A 22,355-nucleotide genomic window follows, 5' to 3' on the forward strand; every position below is an offset into this window, starting at 1 on the left:
CTAAAACGGAACGGTTCAAAAATACTTATTTTGCTATTAATTAAATATGTAACGCAACCCAAATTGCGCTTGCCATCTGGAAAGCAAACTAGAGTCATATACAAACGTTTCCTGCAGTTCTGGGTTAAATGTAAATGTTGGGTTATTGTTGGAATCAACGGTTACACCTAAAGGCTGAACATTTGTTGGTTGCTGAATAAGTCCCCAGTCTGAACTAATAAGATTCCCTATATTTAATACATCAATACTAAATTGAATGGTATTTGTTTTATTACCAGAAACCTTGAAGCGATAATCTTGAAGAAAACGTACATCCCATTTTCCTCTCCAAGGGGCTAAAGCCCCGTAACGTTCTGCATATTGACCTCTTCTTCCGCTTAAATAGTCGTCTTGGAGTATAAATTGTTCAAAAGCTTCTGCTTGTCCAGAACCCGTAAATTGCATTTGAGATACTTCTGCTTGCGTAGGTATATAGATAAGATCGTTTAAATTAGAACCATCATTATTAATATCTCCTCCATATGTATAATTAAATCTTCCACCTTGTGCATACTCAAAAAAAGTAGAAATAGTAGTAGACCATGTTTCCCCTCCATAATTGAACTTCTTACTGGCAATACCAATAATGCGATGTTTATCTCCATATCTTGAGTTGGCAAGCACATCATTATTTACATTGCCTAAAGCAGGATTAAAAGCAAATGCATCACCTGTTATCTCGGCTTCTATGGAGTTAACATCTTTTGCATCCAGATAATTGTAGGCAAGGCTCGCATATAATCCATTCGTCCATGTTTTTTGCGCTTTGATAGTCGCATTAAAGATGCGTCCTTTATCAGAGTTTGTAAACACATAGGCATTATTAATCAAATCAGCATCTGCATAAATTGGTCTGGTATCTACCCCACTTAAATTTTCAGATGGCTCCAAAAGTCCCCAATTCTGAACGTGGGGTGCGTTTATGTCTTTTGTGTAGGCAAAATCTGCCGAGAGAATGGTACCATCTTTTAACTTATAATCGGCACCTAGGCTAGACCTCCATACCTGTGGAAATTTAAAATCGGGGTCAACCACCTGATAGAAAAAGACATTTGGGTTTGCAATTTGATTTCCTATCCAAACAAACGGCAATCTACCAGTAAAAACCCCTGTGCCTCCTCGAACCTGAAATGAATTATCCCCTTTCACATCCCAATTAAAACCAACACGGGGCGAAACTAAAACATCATTTGTTGGTAGCTCCGTAGAGTCAAAAAATACGGTTTCTCCTGTTTCAGGATCTACATATGGTATATCTGGGACGTATGCTGGAGCAACGTCTATAACATCCTGTGCCTTTTCTGAAGAATCAAAATACAAGGGTTTATCGAAACGAATTCCATAAGTTAATTTGAATTTTTCATTTACATTCCATTCATCCTGAAGATAAAATGCTAATTGACCTACATTAGTCTCTGCAAGTGCCCAACCTCCAGCATTTCCTTCCCCATTAGCTTCTAAACTTGCATTAGCTGCAATAGCAGCATCAAAAGCATTCTGGTAAAAATCTACCAATCCAGGAGTATTAGATGGATCTCTAAAATCTGAAATGTTACCCGTTGGGAAGAAAACTCCCTGCGCACCATAAACTCCAAGATTGAATGAATTATCAAATTGGAATTTTTCAAAAGAAATACCAATAGTAAATGTATGATCTCCTTTAAAAACGTTCAAATTATTTGTAAACTGAAATACTTTTTGGTCAAGTTTGTTATTGATAGAAAAAGGCTCATGACCAGCGATTATATAATTGGAACCACCCTCCTGCAATGTTATGGTAGGTGCGGGTGTGGAAAGTGCATTTCTAAAATCGTCAAAATGTGTGTATCCAACTTGCAATTTATTAACTGCTGTTTCTGATAAAGTTGAGTTTAATTCTAATTGGAAAGATTGAATGCGATTATTAATTTCATAACCTGCATTTTCAAACTGAAGCGTAGTTGCGTTAGGTCCTCTAAAACCTAATGCACTAGGGTGTGCCGGCTTTTCTTTGGAAGCATCCAGAAAATTGTATATGAATGCTAGGCGATTATTTTCATTGATATTCCAATCTAGTTTAAAAATACCCTTTGTAGAAGAAGCATCGTAGGTAAAGCCTTCAAATCTTCCGGGATTATAAAAAATATCATTTCCTTGAGAATCCTGTCCTATAACTACTTGACGTAATACATTATCGACCAATTCAAAATCTGAAGCCAGCACTCTAGATTCATTCACCGCTCCGGTACCTCTGTTAGGTACAAAACCAGCAGATCCCAAATCACTTCGTTCATCTTTTTCAAAGTTGGCAAAGAAAAATAGTTTATTTTTCACTATTGGCCCACCAATACTTATTCCGTATTGATTTTGACTTAAATCTGGTTTCACCAAATCCTCTCCTCTTATTTTACCTCCGGTAAGATCTTCATTTCTAAAGAAACCATAGACTGTTCCATAAAAATCATTTGTACCACTTTTAGTAACTGCATTAACAGACGCCCCTGTAAATCCTGATTGTGTTACGTCATAAGGAGCCGTAGAAACCTGAATTTGATCAATCGCATCAAGTGATATGGGTTGCGAATCTGTTTGACCTCCAGGAGTTGCTGCGTCTAGCCCAAATGGGTTATTAAAAATGGCTCCATCCAATGAGAAATTATTAAATTGGTCATTTCTTCCTCCAAAAGACCCCCCACTTGCGGAAGGTTCAATACGGTAAAAATCAGATGCCGATCTTGTTATGGTAGGCAATCTAGTGAGTTCTCTTCTTCCTACATTTGTTTCAGCTCCAGTGCGATCATTCCCAAAAACACCATTTCTATCTACAGTTACCACCACTTCTTCTAAGGCCTGACTGTCTGAAATCATTTTTAATTCTACATTATAGGTTTGCCCTAAAGAAAGAAATACATCTGAAATTAATTGTTCTTGAAAACCTATGTAGCTTACCGATATCGAATAAGGCCCACCTACCCGAAGATTAAGCATATTAAAGCGTCCATCTTCATTAGAAGCTGCTCCATATTTAGTACCTGTTGGAGTATGTATCGCTACAATATTTGCTCCTAACAGAGGTTCTCCTTGATCATCTAGTATAAGTCCCCTTATATTAGAAGTAGTTACTTGAGCATTTCCTGCCAAAATCACCAGAAGGAAAAGAACACTCGCTAATATTTTTTGCATTTTTATTTAGTTAAATAAATACTGATTAATACTATAATACTTACAAAACTAAAACAAAAAAAGGCTGCTCTAAGAGCAACCTTTAACAAGTTATTAACGAAAATTGTTTACTATTTTGCTTCCGCAATTACCTCAAATGGCACTTCAACAATAACATCTCTATGCAATCTTACAGTAGCTTCATACTTACCGGTTCTTTTGATATTACCCCCAGTAACGCTAATGTATTTACGATCTATACTAAATCCTTCTTTTTCAAAAATCCCTGCAAGGTTTGCATTGTTAACAGATCCAAACAATTTATCTCCGCCACCAGCTTTTGCAGTAATTTTTACTTCTAATTTTTTGATGCCGTTTGCTATTTTATTGGCTTCATCCACAATTTTTTGCTCTTTAAAAGCACGTTGTTTCAAATTTTCTGCTAATACTTTTTTAGCAGAAGGAGTAGCCATTACAGCAAGACCTTGAGGAATCAAAAAATTACGACCATAACCATTTTTAACGGCTACTACATCGTCCTTAAATCCTAAATTTTCTACGTCTTTCTTTAATATAAGTTCCATAGTTTGCCTTTCTTTTATTTTAATAAATCAGCTACATAAGGCATTAAAGCCAAGTGACGTGCTCTTTTAACTGCTACAGAAACTTTTCTTTGATACTTCAATGAAGTTCCAGTAAGTCTTCTTGGAAGAATTTTACCTTGATCGTTTACAAATTTCAGAAGAAAATCAGGATCTTTATAATCAATATATTTAATACCTGATTTCTTAAAACGACAATATTTTTTCGTTTTTGAGGTCTCTATGTTTAATGGAGTTAGATATCTAATTTCTCCATCTTTTTTTCCTTTAGCCTGTTGCTCTATAGATGTTGACATAATTCCTTAAGCTTTTTGTTTCATTTTAACTCTTCTTTTTTCCGCCCATTCTATAGCATATTTATCAAGCTTTACGGTTAAGTATCGCATAATACGCTCATCTCTTCTGAATTCGGTTTCAAGAGGATCAATAGCTTCTCCGGGAACTTTGAATTCAAAAAGATGGTAAAATCCACTTTTCTTGTTTTGAATTGGATACGCTAATTTCTTTAGCCCCCAATCTTCTTTTGATACAAACTCAGCGCCCTTCGCAATTAAGAAATCTTCGAACTTCTTAACTGTTTCCTTTATCTGTACATCAGATAAAACGGGATTGAGAATGAAAACAGTTTCATAATTGTTCATAAATCTTGTTTTATAATTTAAGGCTGCAAAACTACGAATAATTAATCTATTGACCAATTAAAATAGACACAATACTTTGAAGCACGAGAAAAACCCCCTTTTTATAAACAAAAATTGTAGCCTTGCAATATTTTCACTAAAATTGTGTTAAATTTACAACCCGGATTATCCATAACAAAAATGAGGTTAAACTGTATTATTGTCGACGATTCCAATCTACAACGCATGGCGGTGGCAAGATTAATTAAGAATCATCCTTCGCTAAATCTAGTTGCAGAATATAGCAATGGGATAGAAGCTAAGAATGGATTAAAGAACGAAAATATAGACCTCATCTTCTTAGATGTGGAAATGCCTGTAGTAAGTGGTTTTGATCTTATAGAATCTCTGGAGTCACCTCCTCAAATTATTTTAGTAACTGGCAAGGCAGATTATGCATTGAAGGCATTTGATTATGACGTTACTGATTATCTTCATAAACCAATTACTAATGAACGTTTTGAAGCTGCTGTTAAAAGAGCAATTCAAAACTACCAATTGAAACATGCATCAAAGGAAGATGAAGAGCACATTTTTGTAAAAAGCAATCTTAAGAAACGTAAAGTTTTACTTAGTGAAATAAATTGGGTAGAAGCATTAGGTGATTATATTAAGTTGGTTACAGATAATGCAAATATTGTCATTCTATCAACAATGAAATCTTTTGAGAAAGAACTTCCAAGTGATCGTTTCCTAAGAATTCATAAATCCTACATTGTTAATCTTGATAAAGTACAGAAGTTTAATAGTAAAAATGTAGAAGTAAATGGAAAACAAATCCCTTTAAGTCGGAACAAGAAAGCGGAACTTACTGAGGCACTAAACAACGCCTAAAACTTAATAAGGATCCACATTGTAAATTACTCGAATACTCCTGTAGAAAGTTACTGCTTTGAAACTTTTGTCTATCCTTTTAATAACTACTTTAGTTTGTCCTAATGGTTGTTTTTTCGGAATCTTTAGTGTGATGTGTTTAATATATTCATTTCGTATTCTCCCAATAGCAGGCTGCTCTGGACCAAGCACATAAGCTCCAAAATTATTTCTCATCGCTTTGGCAAACCAAGCTGCTCCTTCATTGAGTTTATTAAAATCTTTATGACGAAACGTAATCCGAATCAATCTAAAAAACGGTGGATATTTAAATTGTATTCTATCATTTAACTCATCACTGTACATACCTTCATAATCATTGGTAGATGCTTGTTGTAAGATTTGATGAAACGGATTGTATGTTTGGATTAGCACCTTTCCTCTTTTTTGGGTTCTTCCTGCTCTACCTGCCACTTGTTGAATTAGTTGAAAACTTCTTTCAAAAGCTCTAAAATCAGGATAATTTAATAATTGATCTGCATTCATAACACCTACCAGAGAAACATTTCTAAAATCCAATCCTTTAGTAAGCATCTGTGTACCTACTAGAATATCTGTTTCCATTTCTTCAAAAGAGCTAATTATCTTCTCATAACCATACTTCCCTCGGGTGGTATCAGAATCCATACGGGCAGTTTTAGCTTTTGGAAAAAGAGTATCCAACTCATTAGCAATTTGCTCCGTTCCAAACCCTTTGGTATCCAACTCATTACTACCACACGCTCTGCACTGTTGCTGCCATGCCATATGATAGCCACAGTAATGGCATCGTAACTGCTTTCTGAATTGATGATACGTAAGACTCACGTCACAATTGGGGCATTGAGGCGAGTGTCCACAAATGTTACATTCTACAATAGGTGCATACCCTCTTCTATTTTGAAAAAGTATTACCTGTTCTTTGTTAGAAAGTGCTATTGAAATCTCTTCTATTAAACGGTCTGAAAAATGCCCTTTTATTTGTTTTTTTCTTCGTTTTTCTTTTAAATCTACCAACTCCATTTCAGGGAGTAAAACATTACCATATCTCCTTTTAATGGCTGCAAACCCATATTTGTTTTCTTTGGCATTTAGATAACTTTCAATAGAAGGTGTAGCAGATCCAAGGAGTGTTTTGGCATGATGTTGAGCGGCCAAAACAATGGCACTATCACGGGCATGATACCTAGGTGCTGGATCATGCTGACGAAAAGAAGTTTCATGTTCCTCATCTATAATGATAAGTCCAAGATCTGTAAAGGGTAAAAAAATAGCAGATCGGGCCCCAACAATAATTCTGGCTTTTTTTTGTTTATTTAGAATATTATTCCAAACTTCAATCCTTTCATGAACATTATATTTGGAATGATAGATACTGATCTGATCTGCAAAATATAATTTTAAGCGACTTATCAATTGTGTAGTCAATGCAATTTCAGGTAACAAATACAAAACCTGCTTTCCGGAAGCAATAATTTTTTCTATGAGTTTCACATAAACTTCTGTTTTCCCAGAAGAGGTGATCCCATGTAACAGGGTGACTTCTTTCTGTTCAAAGGATGTATTAATAGCTGCTAACGCAGTTTGCTGGTATTCATTTAGTTCTTTTGATTCTGACAATATCTTCTGGTCAAAAGAAATTCGGTCTTTACGAATGGAATACACATCCAAAATACCCTTGTCTTGCAAGGCTTTAATAATAGCAGCAGAAGCACCGCTTTCTGAACTCAACCTTTTTATTGTAATAGGTTTACGATCAATAGCTTTCATTGAAAATAAAGCGAGTATTACTTTTTTTTGTTTTGGAGCTCGATCAAGTTCATCTAATAATAAATGCAATGCTTCATCAGACTGGTAACTCTCATGGAGCCTTGCATATTTAACCATTTTTGGCTTGTATTGCTCGTAAAGTTCTTCTTTAAGTGTGATTACCTGTTTTTCCATTAACCTATGTAAAACAGGTAAGGCATTTTTACGATCAATAATATCACTAATCTCTTGTATACGAAGTATAGATTGATGCTGAAGGGCTTCATACACTAACCACTCATCATCCTTTAAATCAAGACTTTTATCTGTAAAATTTTCACCACGAGTTATTATAGTTTCGCTTTCTAACAAAAATGCACTGGGTACTGCAGCTCTAAAAACTTCTCCTAGCGTACACATATAATACGCACTTATCCATTTCCAATGTGCTATTTGATGTTGTGTTACTATGGGACTTTCATCTAAAATCTGATGAATCTCTTTTGCTTCATAAATTTCAGGGGGTGTTTGATGTACCTTATACACTAAAGCTGTGTAAATTTTTGATTTTCCAAAAGGCACAGATACACGCATTCCTGTTTTCAAGAAGGCCGCTTCAGCCTTATTGATTTCGTATGTAAAAAGATTTTCAACCGGAATAGGAAGAATCACATCTATAAAATACCGCATTCTACAAATTTACGGTTCTTCAAAAATTTTTATAAAAAAACCATCTAAAAATAGATGGCATCTTGTTTATTGTTAATAACTTATTTGCTTCTAGGCCAATATTGAGTCTTGTAAAAAAGAGACACGTACCCACGCACATTAAGCACATCTGGTTTAGCCGGATCTACCCAAATTTTGCAACGGTATTTTTTTCCCTTCGCAGGGTCAATTATAGTACCCCCAGAATAGGCATCCTCCTCTTTTTCCAATCCTTCTATTATTACTAACCCTTTGAGTGGTTCATTCTTTTTATCACCAGGGCATAGGGTACACTTTCCATTTTGTCTGCCCTTTGCCAATACTTTTATAATTTTCCCAAACACTTTCCCTTCTTCTTCATAAACTTCTATAATAGATCTTATCTCTCCGGTTTCATGATCTATACTTTTCCATTTTCCAAAAATATCCTGTGATTGCATTGGCATAGCAAAAAGAAGTATGATCATGAGGACTATAGACTTAAACAAGTCTATTTTTTTTGTTGTTTTGTTTTTTTGTTTCTTCATATTATTTTTTCTTTTTAAGACTATTAAGACTCGCATTTAATTCAAAACCCAGTAAGAGTATATTACTGTTAATCCATATATAAAGCATCATAATAAGTAACGCACCTATAGAACCATATATTTCATTGTATTGAGAGAAATTTTCTATATAAATACCAAATAAAAAGGTGGTGACTATAATAAGAAAAGTAGTTAACATAGCTCCAGGCGAGAAGAAATTAGATTCTTTTCCAGTAGTGGTTCCAAAATAATAAAGCAACGCTGTAGAGATATAGATCATAAAAACCAAAAACACATATTGAGCAATGTTAACTGCTAATTCAAGATCACTCAAGTACCCCTCTTTCTCAAGTGCCTCCAATACGTATATTTCAAAATAAATAAACCCTACAACAGTAACTAGCAACAAAACTGACATAATCAAAGCTACTCCCAATGCCATGAAATACTGTCTTATTACATTACGCGTTATTGTGATATGATAAGAAGTTTCAAATCCCCCAAAGATGGCATTGATTCCGTTGGCCATTAAAAAGATGGACAGAATGAAAACAGAGGAAAGAAGACCCCCACGTCTGTTTTTTGCGATATCTTCAAAAATAGCATCAAAAAAATCAGAAGTTCTAGGCGGAAGTAATCCTTCAATAAAAGCAAGGAAGTCATTTTGAAATTCAGCAATAGGAACAAAGGGAACCAGATTTAAAATAAAGAGTAAGAACGGAAAAATTGCCATAAAGAAACTAAAGGAAATAGCACTCGCTCTATAGGTAAGCGCTCCTTTCAAAATTCCAATCACATACATTTCCATTAAATCGTATAGCGAAAGTCCTTCAAAAGCACCGAGTCTTATTTTTTTAAGTCCTATAATTACCCATTTTACAATGGGTACTTTTTTCAGTCTAGCTTCAATTTCTTCAGACATAACTTATACAGCCTTTAAACTGAGATCCATATTGTATACGGAGTGAGTAAGTGCCCCCGAAGAAATATAATTGACACCACATTCTGCATATTGCCTGATAGTATGTTCATTTATACCACCAGAAGATTCAGTAAGGCATTTATTTCCAATTAAAGCTACTGCTTTTCTTGTGGTTTTGTAATCAAAATTATCAATTAGAATACGATAAACTCCTTCATTCATTAAAATTTCTTTTACTTCTTCTAAGTTTCTAGCCTCTACAATAATTTTAAGGTCCTTCCCTTTTTCTTTCAAATACTTCTTAGTTTTGGTAATAGCATGGCTAATCCCTCCAGCAAAATCTATATGATTATCTTTTAGCATGATCATATCATATAATGCAAATCGATGATTTTCACCACCACCTATTTTTACCGCCCATTTTTCAAGAGCTCTAATTCCAGGAGTTGTTTTTCTAGTATCTAATATTTGCGTATTTGTTCCCTCTAACAGATTTACAAACTTTCTAGTTTTAGTAGCTACTGCACTCATACGTTGCATGGCATTTAAAACCAACCTTTCTGCTTTTAGAATAGATTGTGAATGCCCTTCAATATAAAATGCAATATCACCATGCTTTACAGGAGTACCATCCTCAATCAACACCTCCATTTTCATTTCTTTATCCACAAAAGAAAAAACCATTTCAGCAAATGCTACTCCTGCCAAGATACCAGTATCCTTCACCAATAATTTTGCCTTTCCCATTGCTTCAGAAGGGATGCAAGCAAGTGAACTATGATCTCCGTCTCCTATATCTTCTCTTATCGCATTTGCTATAATAAGCTGTAACTCTTTTTGAAATTGAACTTCTGAAATCATTCCTTTTACTGTATTTTACGCTAAAATAAGCATTAGCCTTCAAATAAAAAGCATCTGTTTTTGAAACACCATAATTCGTACATTTGGAGTATGCAAATAAAATTGATCGCCATAGGCAAAACAGATAATTCCGCACTGGCAAATTTGATAAATATCTATCAAAAACGACTTCAATTTTATATTCGTTTTGAGATAGTATTAATTCCTGATATAAAAAAGGCAAAAAGTCTCTCTGAAAATCAACAAAAAGAAAAAGAAGGAATGCTTATTATTTCTAAAATAACAGGTTCAGACTTCCTATTGTTATTAGATGAGAAGGGAAAACAGTATAGCTCCATAGAATTTTCAAACCTATTACAAAAGAAAATGAATTCAGGGATCAAACAACTGGTATTTGTAATAGGAGGCCCCTACGGCTTTTCAGATGCTGTTTACAAAAGAGCGAATGGTCAATTGTCTTTATCTAAAATGACTTTTTCTCATCAGATGATTCGTCTTTTCTTTACAGAACAGCTTTATAGAGCATTTACGATATTAAGAAATGAACCTTATCATCATCAATAATTCAAGAAATAAATATTAAAATTATCTTCCCTGTAAACATTTCTCATTTTCTGTGGTACTCTATCTTTAGGATACTTAAAGAAAATAATTGCAAAAAATAATTAAGGAATGATTGGTTACCCTCTGCTTATATTATTAAAAATCAACTCCCAACTAGCAACCTAACTTTCAAAATTGATATCTTTGCCTTCAATTTTAAAAGTAGCTATGGAACTTGTTTTCGCCACCCATAATAAGAACAAACTTATTGAAGTAAAGGCATTATTACCTCATTCGTTTACCATTTTGAGTTTAACAGATATTGGTTGCGATGAAGAAATTGAAGAAACAGGTCAAACCATTGAAGAAAATGCTATTATTAAAGCCAACTATGTTACCGAGAAATACGGATATGATTGTTTTGCAGATGATTCCGGATTAGAAGTAAAAGCATTAAATGGTGCTCCAGGAGTACTTTCTGCAAGGTATGCTGGCAATGCTAAAAGTACAGAAGCTAACAATCAATTGTTATTAAAAAATCTTAATGGTGTTTCACTTCGCAAGGCGCGGTTTAAGACGGTTATTGCTTTGAACCTTCAAAACACCAAAGTAATGTTTCATGGAATCATTAATGGTACTATTCTTCAAGAACAAAGAGGGAAAGGTGGTTTTGGCTATGATCCTCTTTTTTTACCAGATGGTTATGACAAAACTTTTGCAGAACTCCCTCTTACCGTTAAAAACGAAATTAGTCATAGGGCAAAGGCAATGCACCAATTAATTGATTATTTAAAATAGATTTCTTCCTAAGAAAACAATGTTTCATTTTACCAATTAAATTTTCAAGGTTTAGCGTTTTAAAGCAATGAATTGAAGTATAACATTTTTTTACCAACTTAAATACACACTTTAAGGTCTTTTAAAACGCCTGCAAACCCTTCAAAATCAGCGTCCACCGTCAAGCCCTAAATAAAACCTGAAAACAACTAATAATCAGTTAAATAAGAGTACCTTTGCAGCTTATTTTAAAACAGTATATGAATAAATTTGAACAATTAGGACTGAACGAACAGCTATTAGACGCCATTAAAGACATGGGGTTTGAGACACCTTCTGAGGTGCAGGAAAAAGCTATTCCGGTCCTACTAGAGCAAGACATCGATATGGTTGCACTTGCACAGACCGGTACGGGTAAAACAGCTGCTTTCGGATTTCCAATGATTCAAAAGATTGACGCAGGAAGCAAAAAAACACAAGGTTTAATACTTTCCCCTACAAGAGAATTATGTCTACAAATCACAAACGAGCTTAAGAATTACTCTAAGTATGTCAAGGGTTTACACGTAGTCGCCATTTATGGAGGCGCTAGTATTAGTGAACAAGCCAGAGATGTGAAACGCGGTGCCCAGATTGTAGTTGCTACTCCTGGTAGGATGAAAGATATGATTAACCGTAAAATGGTTAACATTAATGAGATAAACTACTGTGTACTAGATGAAGCAGATGAAATGCTTAACATGGGGTTTTATGAAGATATCACTTCCATTCTATCACACACACCTAAAGAGAAGCTTACATGGCTTTTTTCTGCAACGATGCCGAGAGAGGTGTCTAGTATTGCCAAAAAGTTCATGAAAAAGCCGCTTGAAATTACCGTTGGAACCAAAAACTCCGGCTCCATTAATGTCCAGCATGAATATTATTTAGTTAGTGGTAGAGAACGTTATCAGGCGTTAAAAAGGTTGGCAGATGCCAATCCTGATATTTTCTCAGTAATCTTTTGTAGAACAAAAAGAGATACCCAAAGTGTAGCAGAAAAGCTCATTGAAGATGGTTATAACGCTGCAGCTTTGCATGGCGACTTAAGCCAGAATCAAAGAGATCTCGTTATGAAATCTTTTCGGAGTAATCAAATCCAAATGCTCGTAGCAACAGATGTTGCTGCCCGAGGGATTGATGTAGATGATATTACGCATGTAATTAACTACCAACTTCCAGATGAGATAGAAACCTATACACACCGAAGTGGCCGGACTGGAAGAGCTGGAAAATCTGGTATCTCCATGGTTATTCTTCCCAAGAGTGAAATTCGTAAGATAAGAGCTATTGAGAAAAAGATACAAAAAGAGTTCATTCAGAAACAAATTCCTAGTGGAATGGAAATCTGTGAAATTCAATTATACCATCTGGCAAGCAAGATTAAAAATACGGAGATAAATCCAGAAGTTACTAACTATCTGCCTGCTATTAATGATGTTTTGCAGGAGATAGACCGGGAAGAACTGATTAAAAAAATGATTTCAGTAGAGTTCACCAGATTTTTTAACTATTACAAAAATGCCCGTGATCTCAATGCAAATTTAAGTGGAAATGACAGAGCTGGTGATCGTGAATCTAGAGGCAATCGTTCTGGAAATAATGGTGAAACCAGATACTTCATCAATGTAGGCGAACGCGATGGATATGATTGGAGAAGCTTAAAAGATTTCTTAAAAGAGACCATGAATCTAGGAAGGGACGACGTATTTAAAGTAGATGTTAAAGAAAGTTTTTCTTTCTTTAACACAGATGAAAGCCATACTCCGGCTTTTCTTGAAATGTTCAAGGACTTCAAAATGGATGGCCGTTTTATCAATGTAGAAGTGTCAAGCCAGCCAGCAGGAGGAAGAGGAAGAGATCGAAAAGGAAAAGGAGGAAGAAAACGCGTTGGAGAAGGATCGGGTGGTTTTAGTAAACGCAAAAAAAATAATGATTTTCAGAAAGATTCTTTTAAATCGAAAAACAATAGATCAGGAGATAAAAAACGAAAACGCTCGTATTAATTCTGCTGTTAATTTTAGTATAAAAAATGCGCTCCGGCGCATTTTTCTTTTTTTGTTTATTACTTTTATGCGCTAATTTGAAGTATGAAAAAAGGTTTTTTACTGTTATTTCTTTTCTTTACTCTAATAGGGTATTCACAAGAAACACAATCTTCTGAAGAACCTTTAAAAGTTGTTGGTACAGTAGTTAATGCTGAAGATGATTCTTCTTTAGCTAATGTGCATATAGTAAACCTCAATAAAGTTATTGGAACTATTACAGATGATGAAGGTTCTTTTACGATAACAGCCGCCGTGAATGATACACTTTATTTTTCTTTTCTTGGCTTTAAATCTATCAAAATAAGAGTTACTAATGACATTCTTAAGTTTGAAGGAACCAGAATAGGCCTCACCGAACTTGCATATGCCTTAGAAGAAGTAGTAGTAAGACCTTATAAACTTACCGGATACCTAGAAATAGATGCAAAAAACATACCTATAAACAAGGGATACAGATACAGTATTTCTGGCCTGCAAAAAGGGTATGAAGCACGAAGTTCAAGTGGTGTTTCAAATGTACTTGGTGCTATTTTTGACCCAGCTACTACTTTGTATAAAATTTTTGGCAAAAAACCACGACAACTCAAAAAACTCAGGCAAATGAAACAGGACGACGAGATTAGAAATCTGCTTGCCTCCAAGTTTGACCGAGAGACACTTACGGAGTTAATACAAGTAGACAAAGAAGATATTGAAGAAATATTAAGGAGTTGTAACTACTCTAAAGATTTTATTAATTCGGCTAACGATCTACAAATACTAGATGCAGTAAGTCAATGTTACGAGGAATTTAAAGTTTTAAATAGAAAAAATTGAACCTACGGTAGCCATACCAACTTACCATTTTCCGAACCTATTAACTATTTTTTCTCGTTTATTTTTTTAGCTTTACTCTTTAAACTTTTTTTGATGCGAAAATTCCATCTCCTAATCCTGAGTTGTATGTTGTTATCTCAATGCCAAAAAAAACAAGACACCCCAAAAGAAGAAATTAAAGAAAATACTCAAACTCCTTTTTTGTGGGAAGCTGCAAATGTGTATTTTTTACTTACCGATCGTTTTAATATTGGAAATACGAATCCACAGATGATTCTAGAACGAAATAAAGAAACGGGTAAGTTGAGAAACTTTTTGGGTGGCAATATCACAGGTGTAACCCAAAAAATAGAAGAAGGATACTTTGATGAATTGGGTGTAAATGCAATCTGGCTTACTCCCTTAATAGAGCAAGTTCATGGTTCTGTAGATGAAGGTACTGGAAATACATATGCCTATCATGGATATTGGGCAAAAGACTGGACTGCACTTGACCCAAGCTTTGGGACTATGGATGAACTAAAAATGATGGTGAAAAGTGCACATGCCAGAGGCATCCGGATTTTATTAGATGTAGTAATTAATCATACGGGGCCTGTTACAGATAAAGATCCGGTTTATCCTGAAAACTGGGTTAGAACCGGTCCGCAATGCGAATACACTAATTACGCCAATACTACTTCCTGCACGTTGGTAGCAAACCTTCCAGATATACGGACAGACAGCAACGAAGAAGTAATGCTTCCAGACATGTTAGTTGAAAAATGGACCAAAGAAGGCAGGCTTGAAAAAGAAATTTCAGAATTGAATACATTCTTTAAGAGAACCGGGTATCCCAGAGCGCCTAGGTTTTATATTATTAAATGGCTTACAGATTATATAACAGAACTTGGTGTAGACGGTTTTAGAGTAGATACGGTTAAACATACGGAGGCTCATGTCTGGGCAGAATTACAAACAGAAGCGACGTATTGCTTTAAAAAATGGAAAGAAGCAAATCCTGATAAAGTTCTGGACAACAATCCTTTCTATATGGTTGGTGAAGTATATGGATATGGTGTTTCAGGAGGTAGAATGTTTGATTTTGGAGATAAAAAGGTAGATTTTTTTGCCCATGGTTTTAAAAGCCTTATTAATTTTGATTTCAAATATGATGCTGCTAAAGACTATGAGACCGTTTTTGAAAAATATGATTCTATACTTTCTAATACCTTAAAAGGTAAATCTATCTTGAATTACCTAACTTCCCATGATGATGGGGAACCTTTTGATAAATCGAGAGAAAATTCATTTAAAGCAGCTAATATGCTTTTGCTAAGCCCGGGAGCTTCACAAATTTATTATGGAGATGAAACTATTAGATCTTTAATGATTGAGGGAACCGAGGGAGACGCTACACTTAGATCTTTTATGAATTGGAATGCTTTACAAAACGATTCCAAAACCCAAAAAATATTTGAACATTACTCCAAACTGGGCAAATTTAGAAAACGTCATCCTGCCATAGGAATGGGTTCTCATCAAATGATCAGCGAACATCCGTATGTATTTAAAAGAAGTCTTACAGTAAATAACTTTAAAGATATGGTTGTAGTAGGTCTAGATTTAGCTGTAGGATTAAAATCATTAGATGTTTCAACCGTTTTCCCGGAAGGCACTAAACTAAAAGACACCTATAGCAATTCCTTTTCTATAGTCAAAAACGGAGAAGTTTTAATTGATTCACCCTACAAAATTGTACTTTTAGAAAAAAGTAATTAACAAATCTAATACGATTCTAATAAAGAATATATCTATATGAATTACACATCAAAAATGCTTCGAGATGATGCCTTAAAAGGTAAAACTATTATTGTCACCGGAGGAGGAAGCGGACTCGGAAAAGCTATGACCCGTTATCTTCTGGAATTAGGTGCAGAAGTAGCTATTACTTCCAGAAACCTGGAAAGACTCAAAGAAACCGCCTCAGAATTAGAAAAAGAAACTGGTGGTAAGTGTCTTCCGTTGCAATGTGATGTTAGGCATTATGATCAAGTAGAAAATATGCTCCAAGGTGTCTTAGATTCTTTTGGCAAGGTAGATATTCTTTTAAATAATGCTGCTGGTAATTTTATTTCTCCTACAGAAAGACTCTCATCCAATGCATTTGATACTATTATAGATATTGTTTTAAAAGGTACTAAAAACTGTACATTGGCCGTTGGTAAACATTGGATAGATTCTAAAACTACCAATGCAGTGGTACTTAATATTGTAACCACTTATGCATGGACAGGATCTTCTTATGTAGTACCTTCTGCTACCGCCAAGGCGGGTGTTCTAGCTATGACTCGTAGCCTTGCGGTGGAATGGGCTAAATACAATATTAGGTTTAATGCTATTGCTCCAGGACCATTCCCTACGAAAGGTGCTTGGGATAGATTATTACCAGGAGACTTAAAAGAAAAATTTGATTTGGCTAAAAAAGTTCCTTTAAAAAGAGTGGGAGAACATCAAGAACTTGCTAATCTAGCTGCATATCTGGTATCTGATTTTTCTGCTTATATAAATGGAGAGGTAGTCGTAATAGATGGAGGCGAATGGCTAAAAGGAGCTGGACAATTCAATTTACTGGAAGCCATACCTGAGGAAATGTGGGATATGCTGGAAGCCATGATTAGAAGCAAAAAAAATAAAGATTAGATTCTCCTAAAAAATACATCTTGAAAAGAGCGCTGTAAAGTCGCTCTTTTTGTTTGAGAAGTGTTAACAAAATTCATTTTCAAAACCCATAAATAATTGTATTTTTACCTCTCTAAATCTGAAAGAACACATGGGCAAAATTATTGCTATTGCTAACCAAAAAGGTGGTGTAGGTAAAACTACCACTACTGTAAATCTTGCTGCCTCATTAGGCGTCCTTGAAAAAAAAGTACTGCTTATTGATGCCGATCCACAAGCAAATGCCACTTCTGGTTTGGGTATTGATGTAGATAATGTGGAGAAAGGAACATACCAACTTCTAGAGCATACCAGTAGTGCAAAAGAAGTGATTATAAGAACAGATTCACCAAATGTAGATTTAATTCCCTCTCATATTGACTTAGTTGCTATAGAAATTGAGTTGGTTGATAAAGATCGTCGAGAGTACATGATGAAAAAAGCAATCTTGGACTTAAAGAAAGTATACGATTATATTTTAATTGACTGCGCTCCTTCCTTGGGCTTGCTAACATTAAATGCACTAACGGCGGCAGATTCTGTAATCATTCCTATTCAATGTGAATATTTTGCACTGGAAGGACTCGGAAAATTATTGAATACAATTAAAAGTGTACAAAAAATACATAATGCTGAATTAGATATTGAAGGATTATTGCTAACTATGTATGATTCCAGATTAAGATTGTCTAATCAAGTGGTAGAAGAAGTACAAAAGCATTTTAGCGATATGGTTTTTGAAACTATTATACAACGTAATGTAAGATTAAGTGAAGCTCCAAGTTTTGGGGAAACCATTATTAATTATGATGCAACCAGTAAAGGTGCCTCAAATTACTTAAATTTGGCTCACGAAATTATCAAAAAAAACAAGGAGAAGGTATAAATGGCAAAGGCAACAAAAAAACAGGCATTGGGCAGAGGACTTTCAGCATTATTGAAAGATCCTGCAAATGACATCAAGTCTGTTGAAGATAAAAATGCAGATAAAGTTGTTGGTAACATTGTAGAATTGGATATTGATTTTATTGAAGTTAATCCTTTTCAACCAAGAACAAACTTTAACGAAGAAACTCTTAAAGAACTTGCCTCCTCTATAAGAGAACTAGGTGTTATACAGCCTATTACAGTAAGAAAACTTGACTTTAACAAATATCAATTAGTTTCTGGGGAAAGACGCTTTAGAGCTTCAAAATTAGTTGGACTTGAAACCATCCCTTCATATATTCGTATTGCTAATGATCAAGAATCATTAGAGATGGCTTTGGTTGAAAATATTCAACGTCAAGATTTAGACCCTATTGAAATTTCATTATCCTATCAAAGACTCATTGATGAAATACAACTTACCCAAGAACAATTAAGTGAAAGAGTAGGCAAAAAACGATCAACCATTGCCAATTACCTGAGACTTTTAAAACTAGATCCTATTATCCAAACTGGCATGAGAGATGGTTTTGTTACCATGGGACATGGCAGGGCTCTAATTAATATTGAAGATAGAAATAAACAGCTTGAGATTTATGAAAAAGTAATCTCAGATCGTTTATCGGTAAGAGAAACTGAAAATTTTGTAAGGTCTTTTCAATCACCAGAGCAACAAAATACTTTGGGGGCAACAAACACTTCTAAAGCGCATGATTTACCAGATTACATCTCTGAAAGTATGGGAGATATAAAAGACTATCTTTCATCTAAAATTGATATAAAAGTAGCTAAGAACGGTAAAGGTAAATTGATTATTCCTTTTCATTCAAAAGAGGACTTCATTCGTATTAAAAAACTTCTCAAATAGTGGCAGCGCGGAAATTGCTTCTGTTTTTTATACTATTTTCTGTGTTTTCGTTAAACGCACAGAAGAAAAGTAAAGACACCTTAATTGTAGAGGAGCGCATTTCATTTAAAAGACCAAATCCCAATCCATTGGCTCCAAGCAAAGCAGCATTTTATTCTGCCATCTTGCCAGGCTTAGGTCAGGCTTACAACAAGAGATACTGGAAAATACCAATAGTCTATGCCGCTATTGGCACTGGTGTTTATTTCTATATAGACAATACAAATGAATACAACAGATATAGAGATGCCTTTAAAAGAAGGCTTGCCGGTTTTACAGATGATGAATTTTACGATCTTAATGGAGATAATGTTGCAGGTGCTGCCCCAGATGTTTCAGAGCAGGCATTAAGAGATGCTCAAGAAGTATTTCAAAGAAATAGAGAATTATCATTACTTATAACTGTTGGTCTATATCTATTGAACATCATTGACGCAAATGTAGATGCGCATCTTCAACAATTCAATGTTAGTGAAGACCTCTCTTTTAAACCCGTTATTTACCAAAATGATGTGAATTTTAAATCCTCTTTAGGGTTTAGATTTTCGTATCGTTTTTAAATTAATACCATGAAAATTGCATTATTAGGATATGGAAAGATGGGTAGAACCATCGAAAGACTCGCGATAGATAGAGGTCATGAAATTGTATTAAAGGTTGATAAAGGTGATAAGGATTTTGCCATTGATGTAGCGGATGTCGCCATTGATTTTAGCTTACCAGAAGCGGCTTTTGGTAATATCTCTATGTGCTTTGAAAATAAGGTTCCTGTAGTATCAGGAACAACTGGATGGTTAAAAGATTATGAAAAAGCCGTTGAACTCTGCACAAGTAAGCAAGGTGCTTTTATTTATGCCTCTAATTTTAGTTTGGGAGTTAACCTATTTTTTGAGTTAAATAAACAGTTAGCTCAAATGATGCAGTCCTTTAACGAATACAAAGTAGGTATGGAGGAAATTCATCATACCAAAAAATTGGACGCGCCCAGCGGTACAGCAATAACGTTAGCAGAAGGTATTATTGAGCACACAAAGCTTACAGGATGGCAATTGGGTGAAGCTAAGGAAAATGAAATTCCCATAGTGGCTAAAAGAATAGAAGATGTGCCAGGAACTCATAGTATTTTTTATGAAAGTATCGTAGATCAAATTGAAATAAAACACACGGCATACAATAGAGATGGTTTCGCTTTAGGCGCTGTAATAGCAGCAGAATGGCTTGTTGGCAAGACAGGAGTTTATGGTATGAAAGATGTGTTAAATCTTGGTTAAAACAAATAACTACTGTAACGAATCGGTTAGATTTAACCCTAACTGACATATAGATTATAAAAGAAATGGAAGTTTTATTATACGTTATTGCAATTACCGGCCTTTTAGTAGGCGCTATTTTTTGGAAAGGATATATTAAAGCAGGGAGAAAAGCATGGGAAGCATTTATTCCGTTTTACAATATTGTTATTCTTTTAAAAATTATTAAACGACCTGGCTGGTGGGCGATTCTTCTGTTTATTCCTGTTATTGGAAATATTATATCTGTAGTTCTCATTTATGAATGGCTGCATGTATTTGGGTATCGTAAAAAAAGGCATACATTTTATGCTTATATCACCATACTTTTATATTTAGTTTATGTAAATTATTCCGCTTCTACTAAATATATTGGCAAGGACAACGAAACTATTTTGAAATCTGTTACCGCATGGACCAGTGCCGTTCTTTTTGCTGTGGTCGCTGCAACGATTGTTCATAACTATTTTATGCAACCCTATGTAATCCCTACTCCTTCTTTGGAAAAAACCCTTTTAGTAGGAGATTTTCTGTTTGTGAGTAAATTTCATTATGGGGCGAGAACACCTATGACACCAATAGCATTACCTATGGTGCATGATTCCATACCCCTTACCGGATTGAGATCATATCTAAAAGAACCGCAACTACCCTACTTCAGGATACCTGGATTTCAAAAAATTAAACGCAATGATATCGTAGTCTTTAATTGGCCTACGGATACGGTACGTTTTTTTAGAGATCCTTCAAGAATTCATGTCTATAAGCCTATAGACAAAAGGTCTAACTATGTTAAACGTTGTGTAGGGATTGCCGGAGATTCATTGGAACTAAGAGATGGCTATGTATTTATTAATGGAAAACGCTCAAAGCTTCCAGATCGTGCAAAAACTCAATTTGGCTACTACGCACAAACTAATGGTTCAAATTTGAATCCGAATTTCCTTTACCAAAGGTTTGGTGTGAGACCCGGAGAATCAGGTTATATTGATAATGAAAAACAAATCTACTATTTTCAATCACTTACAGAAGAAGCCGCTCAAAAATTAAAAAACAACCCTAAGATTGTAAATCTAAAACGAGAAATTACTCCCGCCGGAAATTACGATAATAAAATTTTCCCGCATTATTCAAAATATGCGTGGAGTAGAGACAACTTTGGCCCTATTTATATTCCAGAAGAAGGCAAGACCGCAGAGATCAATAAATCAACCCTTCCTTTCTATCGTAGAATTATTGAAGAATACGAATCAAACACCTTGGAAGTTAATGGAGATCAAATCAAGATTAACGGCAAAATAGCAGATCGCTATACCTTTAAACAAAATTACTACTGGATGATGGGTGACAACCGTCATAATTCGGAAGATAGCCGCTATTGGGGCTTTGTTCCTTTTGATCATGTGGTGGGAAAACCTGTTTTTATATGGTTTAGTTGGGATTCTTTTGGCGAGAGTATTACCAATAGGATTAGACTAGACAGATTATTCACTACAGTAGGTGGCGAAGGTAAACCAGTTTCTTATTTCTGGTATTTCCTTATAGGTGTAGGAATATGGATGCTCGTGAATTTTATTCGTAACAAGCGAAAAGAGGCTTAATGACTCCTTCTCTGTTGCATCCGGCTTATTTTCCGTCTGTTGCCAGTTTTGCTGCCATTGTTCAAGCAGAGACCCTTCTCTTTGAAGCTATGGATAATTATCAGAAGCAAACCTATAGGAATAGATTCTATATCTATGCTTCAGACGGAAAGCAAACTTTAACAGTTCCTATTAAGCATTCGCGCTCCACCGCGAAACAAAAGTATAAGGATGTCCTTATAGAAAATAATTTTAATTGGCAAAAGCAACATTGGAGAACGCTAGAAACAGCTTACCGTACCTCTCCTTTTTTTGAGTTTTATGAAGATGAAATTTCGCCATTGTTTCAAGAAGTTCATACCTCTCTTTATGAATTAAATTTAAAATCGATTCAGCTAATTTGTGACTGCATGCAGTTTGATCTTTCTTTTAATCGCACTAAAGAATATCTAAAAAATTATTCTAAAGATCTAAATGATTATCGCTATTTAATCCATGCGAAACAACCTTTACCTTTTGAGTTGACTGCTTATACACAAGTTTTTGGTGAAAAATATGGATACCTAAAAAATCTAAGCATTCTAGACCTTCTTTTTAATGAAGGGCCACAGGCACTAGATTTTTTAAAGACTCAAAAACTTCCATAAT

21 protein-coding genes are annotated in these 22,355 nt (G+C 34.9%); 13 read left to right on the forward strand and 8 right to left on the reverse strand.

Features of this window, described 5'->3' with window-relative positions:
• Positions 1-36: 36 nt before the first annotated feature.
• The 4 genes from WBG07_RS03575 to rpsF all read right to left on the reverse strand — a co-directional run bounded on the left by WBG07_RS03575 (position 37) and on the right by rpsF (position 4,423).
• Positions 37-3,201 carry a TonB-dependent receptor gene (locus tag WBG07_RS03575; protein ID WP_340199112.1) on the reverse strand — a complete coding sequence of 1,055 codons (3,165 nt, stop codon included), beginning with the start codon at positions 3,199-3,201 and terminating at the stop codon, positions 37-39.
• 110 nt (positions 3,202-3,311) lie between these two features.
• A complete protein-coding gene (gene rplI / locus WBG07_RS03580) occupies positions 3,312-3,764 on the reverse strand; it encodes a 50S ribosomal protein L9 (protein WP_340199113.1) in 453 nt (150 codons plus the stop codon).
• Positions 3,765-3,778: 14 nt separating this feature from the next.
• Entirely contained in the window at positions 3,779-4,078 is a 300-nt protein-coding gene (gene rpsR, locus WBG07_RS03585) for a 30S ribosomal protein S18 (protein WP_340199114.1), read from the reverse strand.
• 6 nt (positions 4,079-4,084) lie between these two features.
• Positions 4,085-4,423: a 30S ribosomal protein S6 gene (gene rpsF / locus WBG07_RS03590; protein ID WP_340199115.1), complete on the reverse strand. Its 339-nt coding sequence runs from the start codon at positions 4,421-4,423 to the stop codon at positions 4,085-4,087.
• Between the two features lie 180 nt (positions 4,424-4,603).
• Between rpsF and WBG07_RS03595 the strand changes: the two genes are divergently transcribed.
• Positions 4,604-5,296 (forward strand): LytR/AlgR family response regulator transcription factor, encoded by a 693-nt coding sequence (locus WBG07_RS03595; protein WP_340199116.1) that lies wholly within the window; start codon positions 4,604-4,606, stop codon positions 5,294-5,296.
• A gap of 3 nt (positions 5,297-5,299) precedes the next feature.
• On the opposite strand, the gene priA is transcribed toward WBG07_RS03595, so the two are convergent.
• The 4 genes from priA to nadC form a co-directional block, all read right to left on the reverse strand.
• A complete protein-coding gene (priA, locus tag WBG07_RS03600; RefSeq protein ID WP_340199117.1) occupies positions 5,300-7,753 on the reverse strand; it encodes a replication restart helicase PriA in 2,454 nt (817 codons plus the stop codon).
• A gap of 80 nt (positions 7,754-7,833) precedes the next feature.
• Positions 7,834-8,298, reverse strand: coding sequence for a DUF2147 domain-containing protein (locus WBG07_RS03605; protein WP_340199118.1), 465 nt, complete (start codon positions 8,296-8,298; stop codon positions 7,834-7,836).
• 1 nt (position 8,299) lies between these two features.
• Entirely contained in the window at positions 8,300-9,220 is a 921-nt protein-coding gene (locus WBG07_RS03610; RefSeq protein ID WP_340199119.1) for a YihY/virulence factor BrkB family protein, read from the reverse strand.
• Between the two features lie 3 nt (positions 9,221-9,223).
• Positions 9,224-10,081, reverse strand: a complete 858-nt coding sequence (gene nadC / locus WBG07_RS03615) for a carboxylating nicotinate-nucleotide diphosphorylase (RefSeq protein ID WP_340199120.1) — start codon at positions 10,079-10,081, stop codon at positions 9,224-9,226.
• Positions 10,082-10,171: 90 nt separating this feature from the next.
• Here nadC and rlmH point away from each other — a divergent pair, with 90 nt between their 5' ends.
• From rlmH to WBG07_RS03675, 12 genes are all read left to right on the forward strand, one after another.
• On the forward strand, positions 10,172-10,645 hold the full coding sequence (rlmH, locus tag WBG07_RS03620) for a 23S rRNA (pseudouridine(1915)-N(3))-methyltransferase RlmH (protein WP_340199121.1): 474 nt from the start codon (positions 10,172-10,174) through the stop codon (positions 10,643-10,645).
• A 207-nt stretch (positions 10,646-10,852) separates the two neighbouring features.
• Complete coding sequence (locus WBG07_RS03625) at positions 10,853-11,422, forward strand: non-canonical purine NTP diphosphatase (RefSeq protein WP_340199122.1); 570 nt, start codon at positions 10,853-10,855, stop codon at positions 11,420-11,422.
• Between the two features lie 239 nt (positions 11,423-11,661).
• Complete coding sequence (locus WBG07_RS03630) at positions 11,662-13,446, forward strand: DEAD/DEAH box helicase (RefSeq protein WP_340199123.1); 1,785 nt, start codon at positions 11,662-11,664, stop codon at positions 13,444-13,446.
• 84 nt (positions 13,447-13,530) lie between these two features.
• Entirely contained in the window at positions 13,531-14,304 is a 774-nt protein-coding gene (locus tag WBG07_RS03635; protein ID WP_340199124.1) for a carboxypeptidase-like regulatory domain-containing protein, read from the forward strand.
• Between the two features lie 93 nt (positions 14,305-14,397).
• Positions 14,398-16,065 (forward strand): alpha-amylase family glycosyl hydrolase, encoded by a 1,668-nt coding sequence (locus tag WBG07_RS03640; protein ID WP_340199125.1) that lies wholly within the window; start codon positions 14,398-14,400, stop codon positions 16,063-16,065.
• 36 nt (positions 16,066-16,101) lie between these two features.
• Entirely contained in the window at positions 16,102-16,986 is an 885-nt protein-coding gene (locus WBG07_RS03645; protein ID WP_340199126.1) for an SDR family oxidoreductase, read from the forward strand.
• Between the two features lie 130 nt (positions 16,987-17,116).
• Positions 17,117-17,890, forward strand: a complete 774-nt coding sequence (locus tag WBG07_RS03650; protein ID WP_340199127.1) for a ParA family protein — start codon at positions 17,117-17,119, stop codon at positions 17,888-17,890.
• On the forward strand, positions 17,891-18,799 hold the full coding sequence (locus tag WBG07_RS03655) for a ParB/RepB/Spo0J family partition protein (RefSeq protein WP_340199128.1): 909 nt from the start codon (positions 17,891-17,893) through the stop codon (positions 18,797-18,799). It abuts the gene before it with no gap.
• A 41-nt stretch (positions 18,800-18,840) separates the two neighbouring features.
• Entirely contained in the window at positions 18,841-19,398 is a 558-nt protein-coding gene (locus tag WBG07_RS03660) for a DUF5683 domain-containing protein (RefSeq protein WP_340199129.1), read from the forward strand.
• A 9-nt stretch (positions 19,399-19,407) separates the two neighbouring features.
• Entirely contained in the window at positions 19,408-20,109 is a 702-nt protein-coding gene (dapB, locus tag WBG07_RS03665) for a 4-hydroxy-tetrahydrodipicolinate reductase (RefSeq protein WP_340199130.1), read from the forward strand.
• Between the two features lie 65 nt (positions 20,110-20,174).
• Positions 20,175-21,728, forward strand: coding sequence for a signal peptidase I (lepB, locus tag WBG07_RS03670; protein WP_340199131.1), 1,554 nt, complete (start codon positions 20,175-20,177; stop codon positions 21,726-21,728).
• Positions 21,728-22,354 carry a WbqC family protein gene (locus tag WBG07_RS03675; protein ID WP_340199132.1) on the forward strand — a complete coding sequence of 209 codons (627 nt, stop codon included), beginning with the start codon at positions 21,728-21,730 and terminating at the stop codon, positions 22,352-22,354. Before lepB ends, WBG07_RS03675 begins: the two co-directional genes overlap by 1 nt.
• Position 22,355: the final 1 nt, after the last annotated feature.

This window comes from Ascidiimonas meishanensis (genome assembly GCF_037782385.1).
Classification (GTDB): Bacteria; Bacteroidota; Bacteroidia; order Flavobacteriales; family Flavobacteriaceae; genus Ascidiimonas; species Ascidiimonas meishanensis.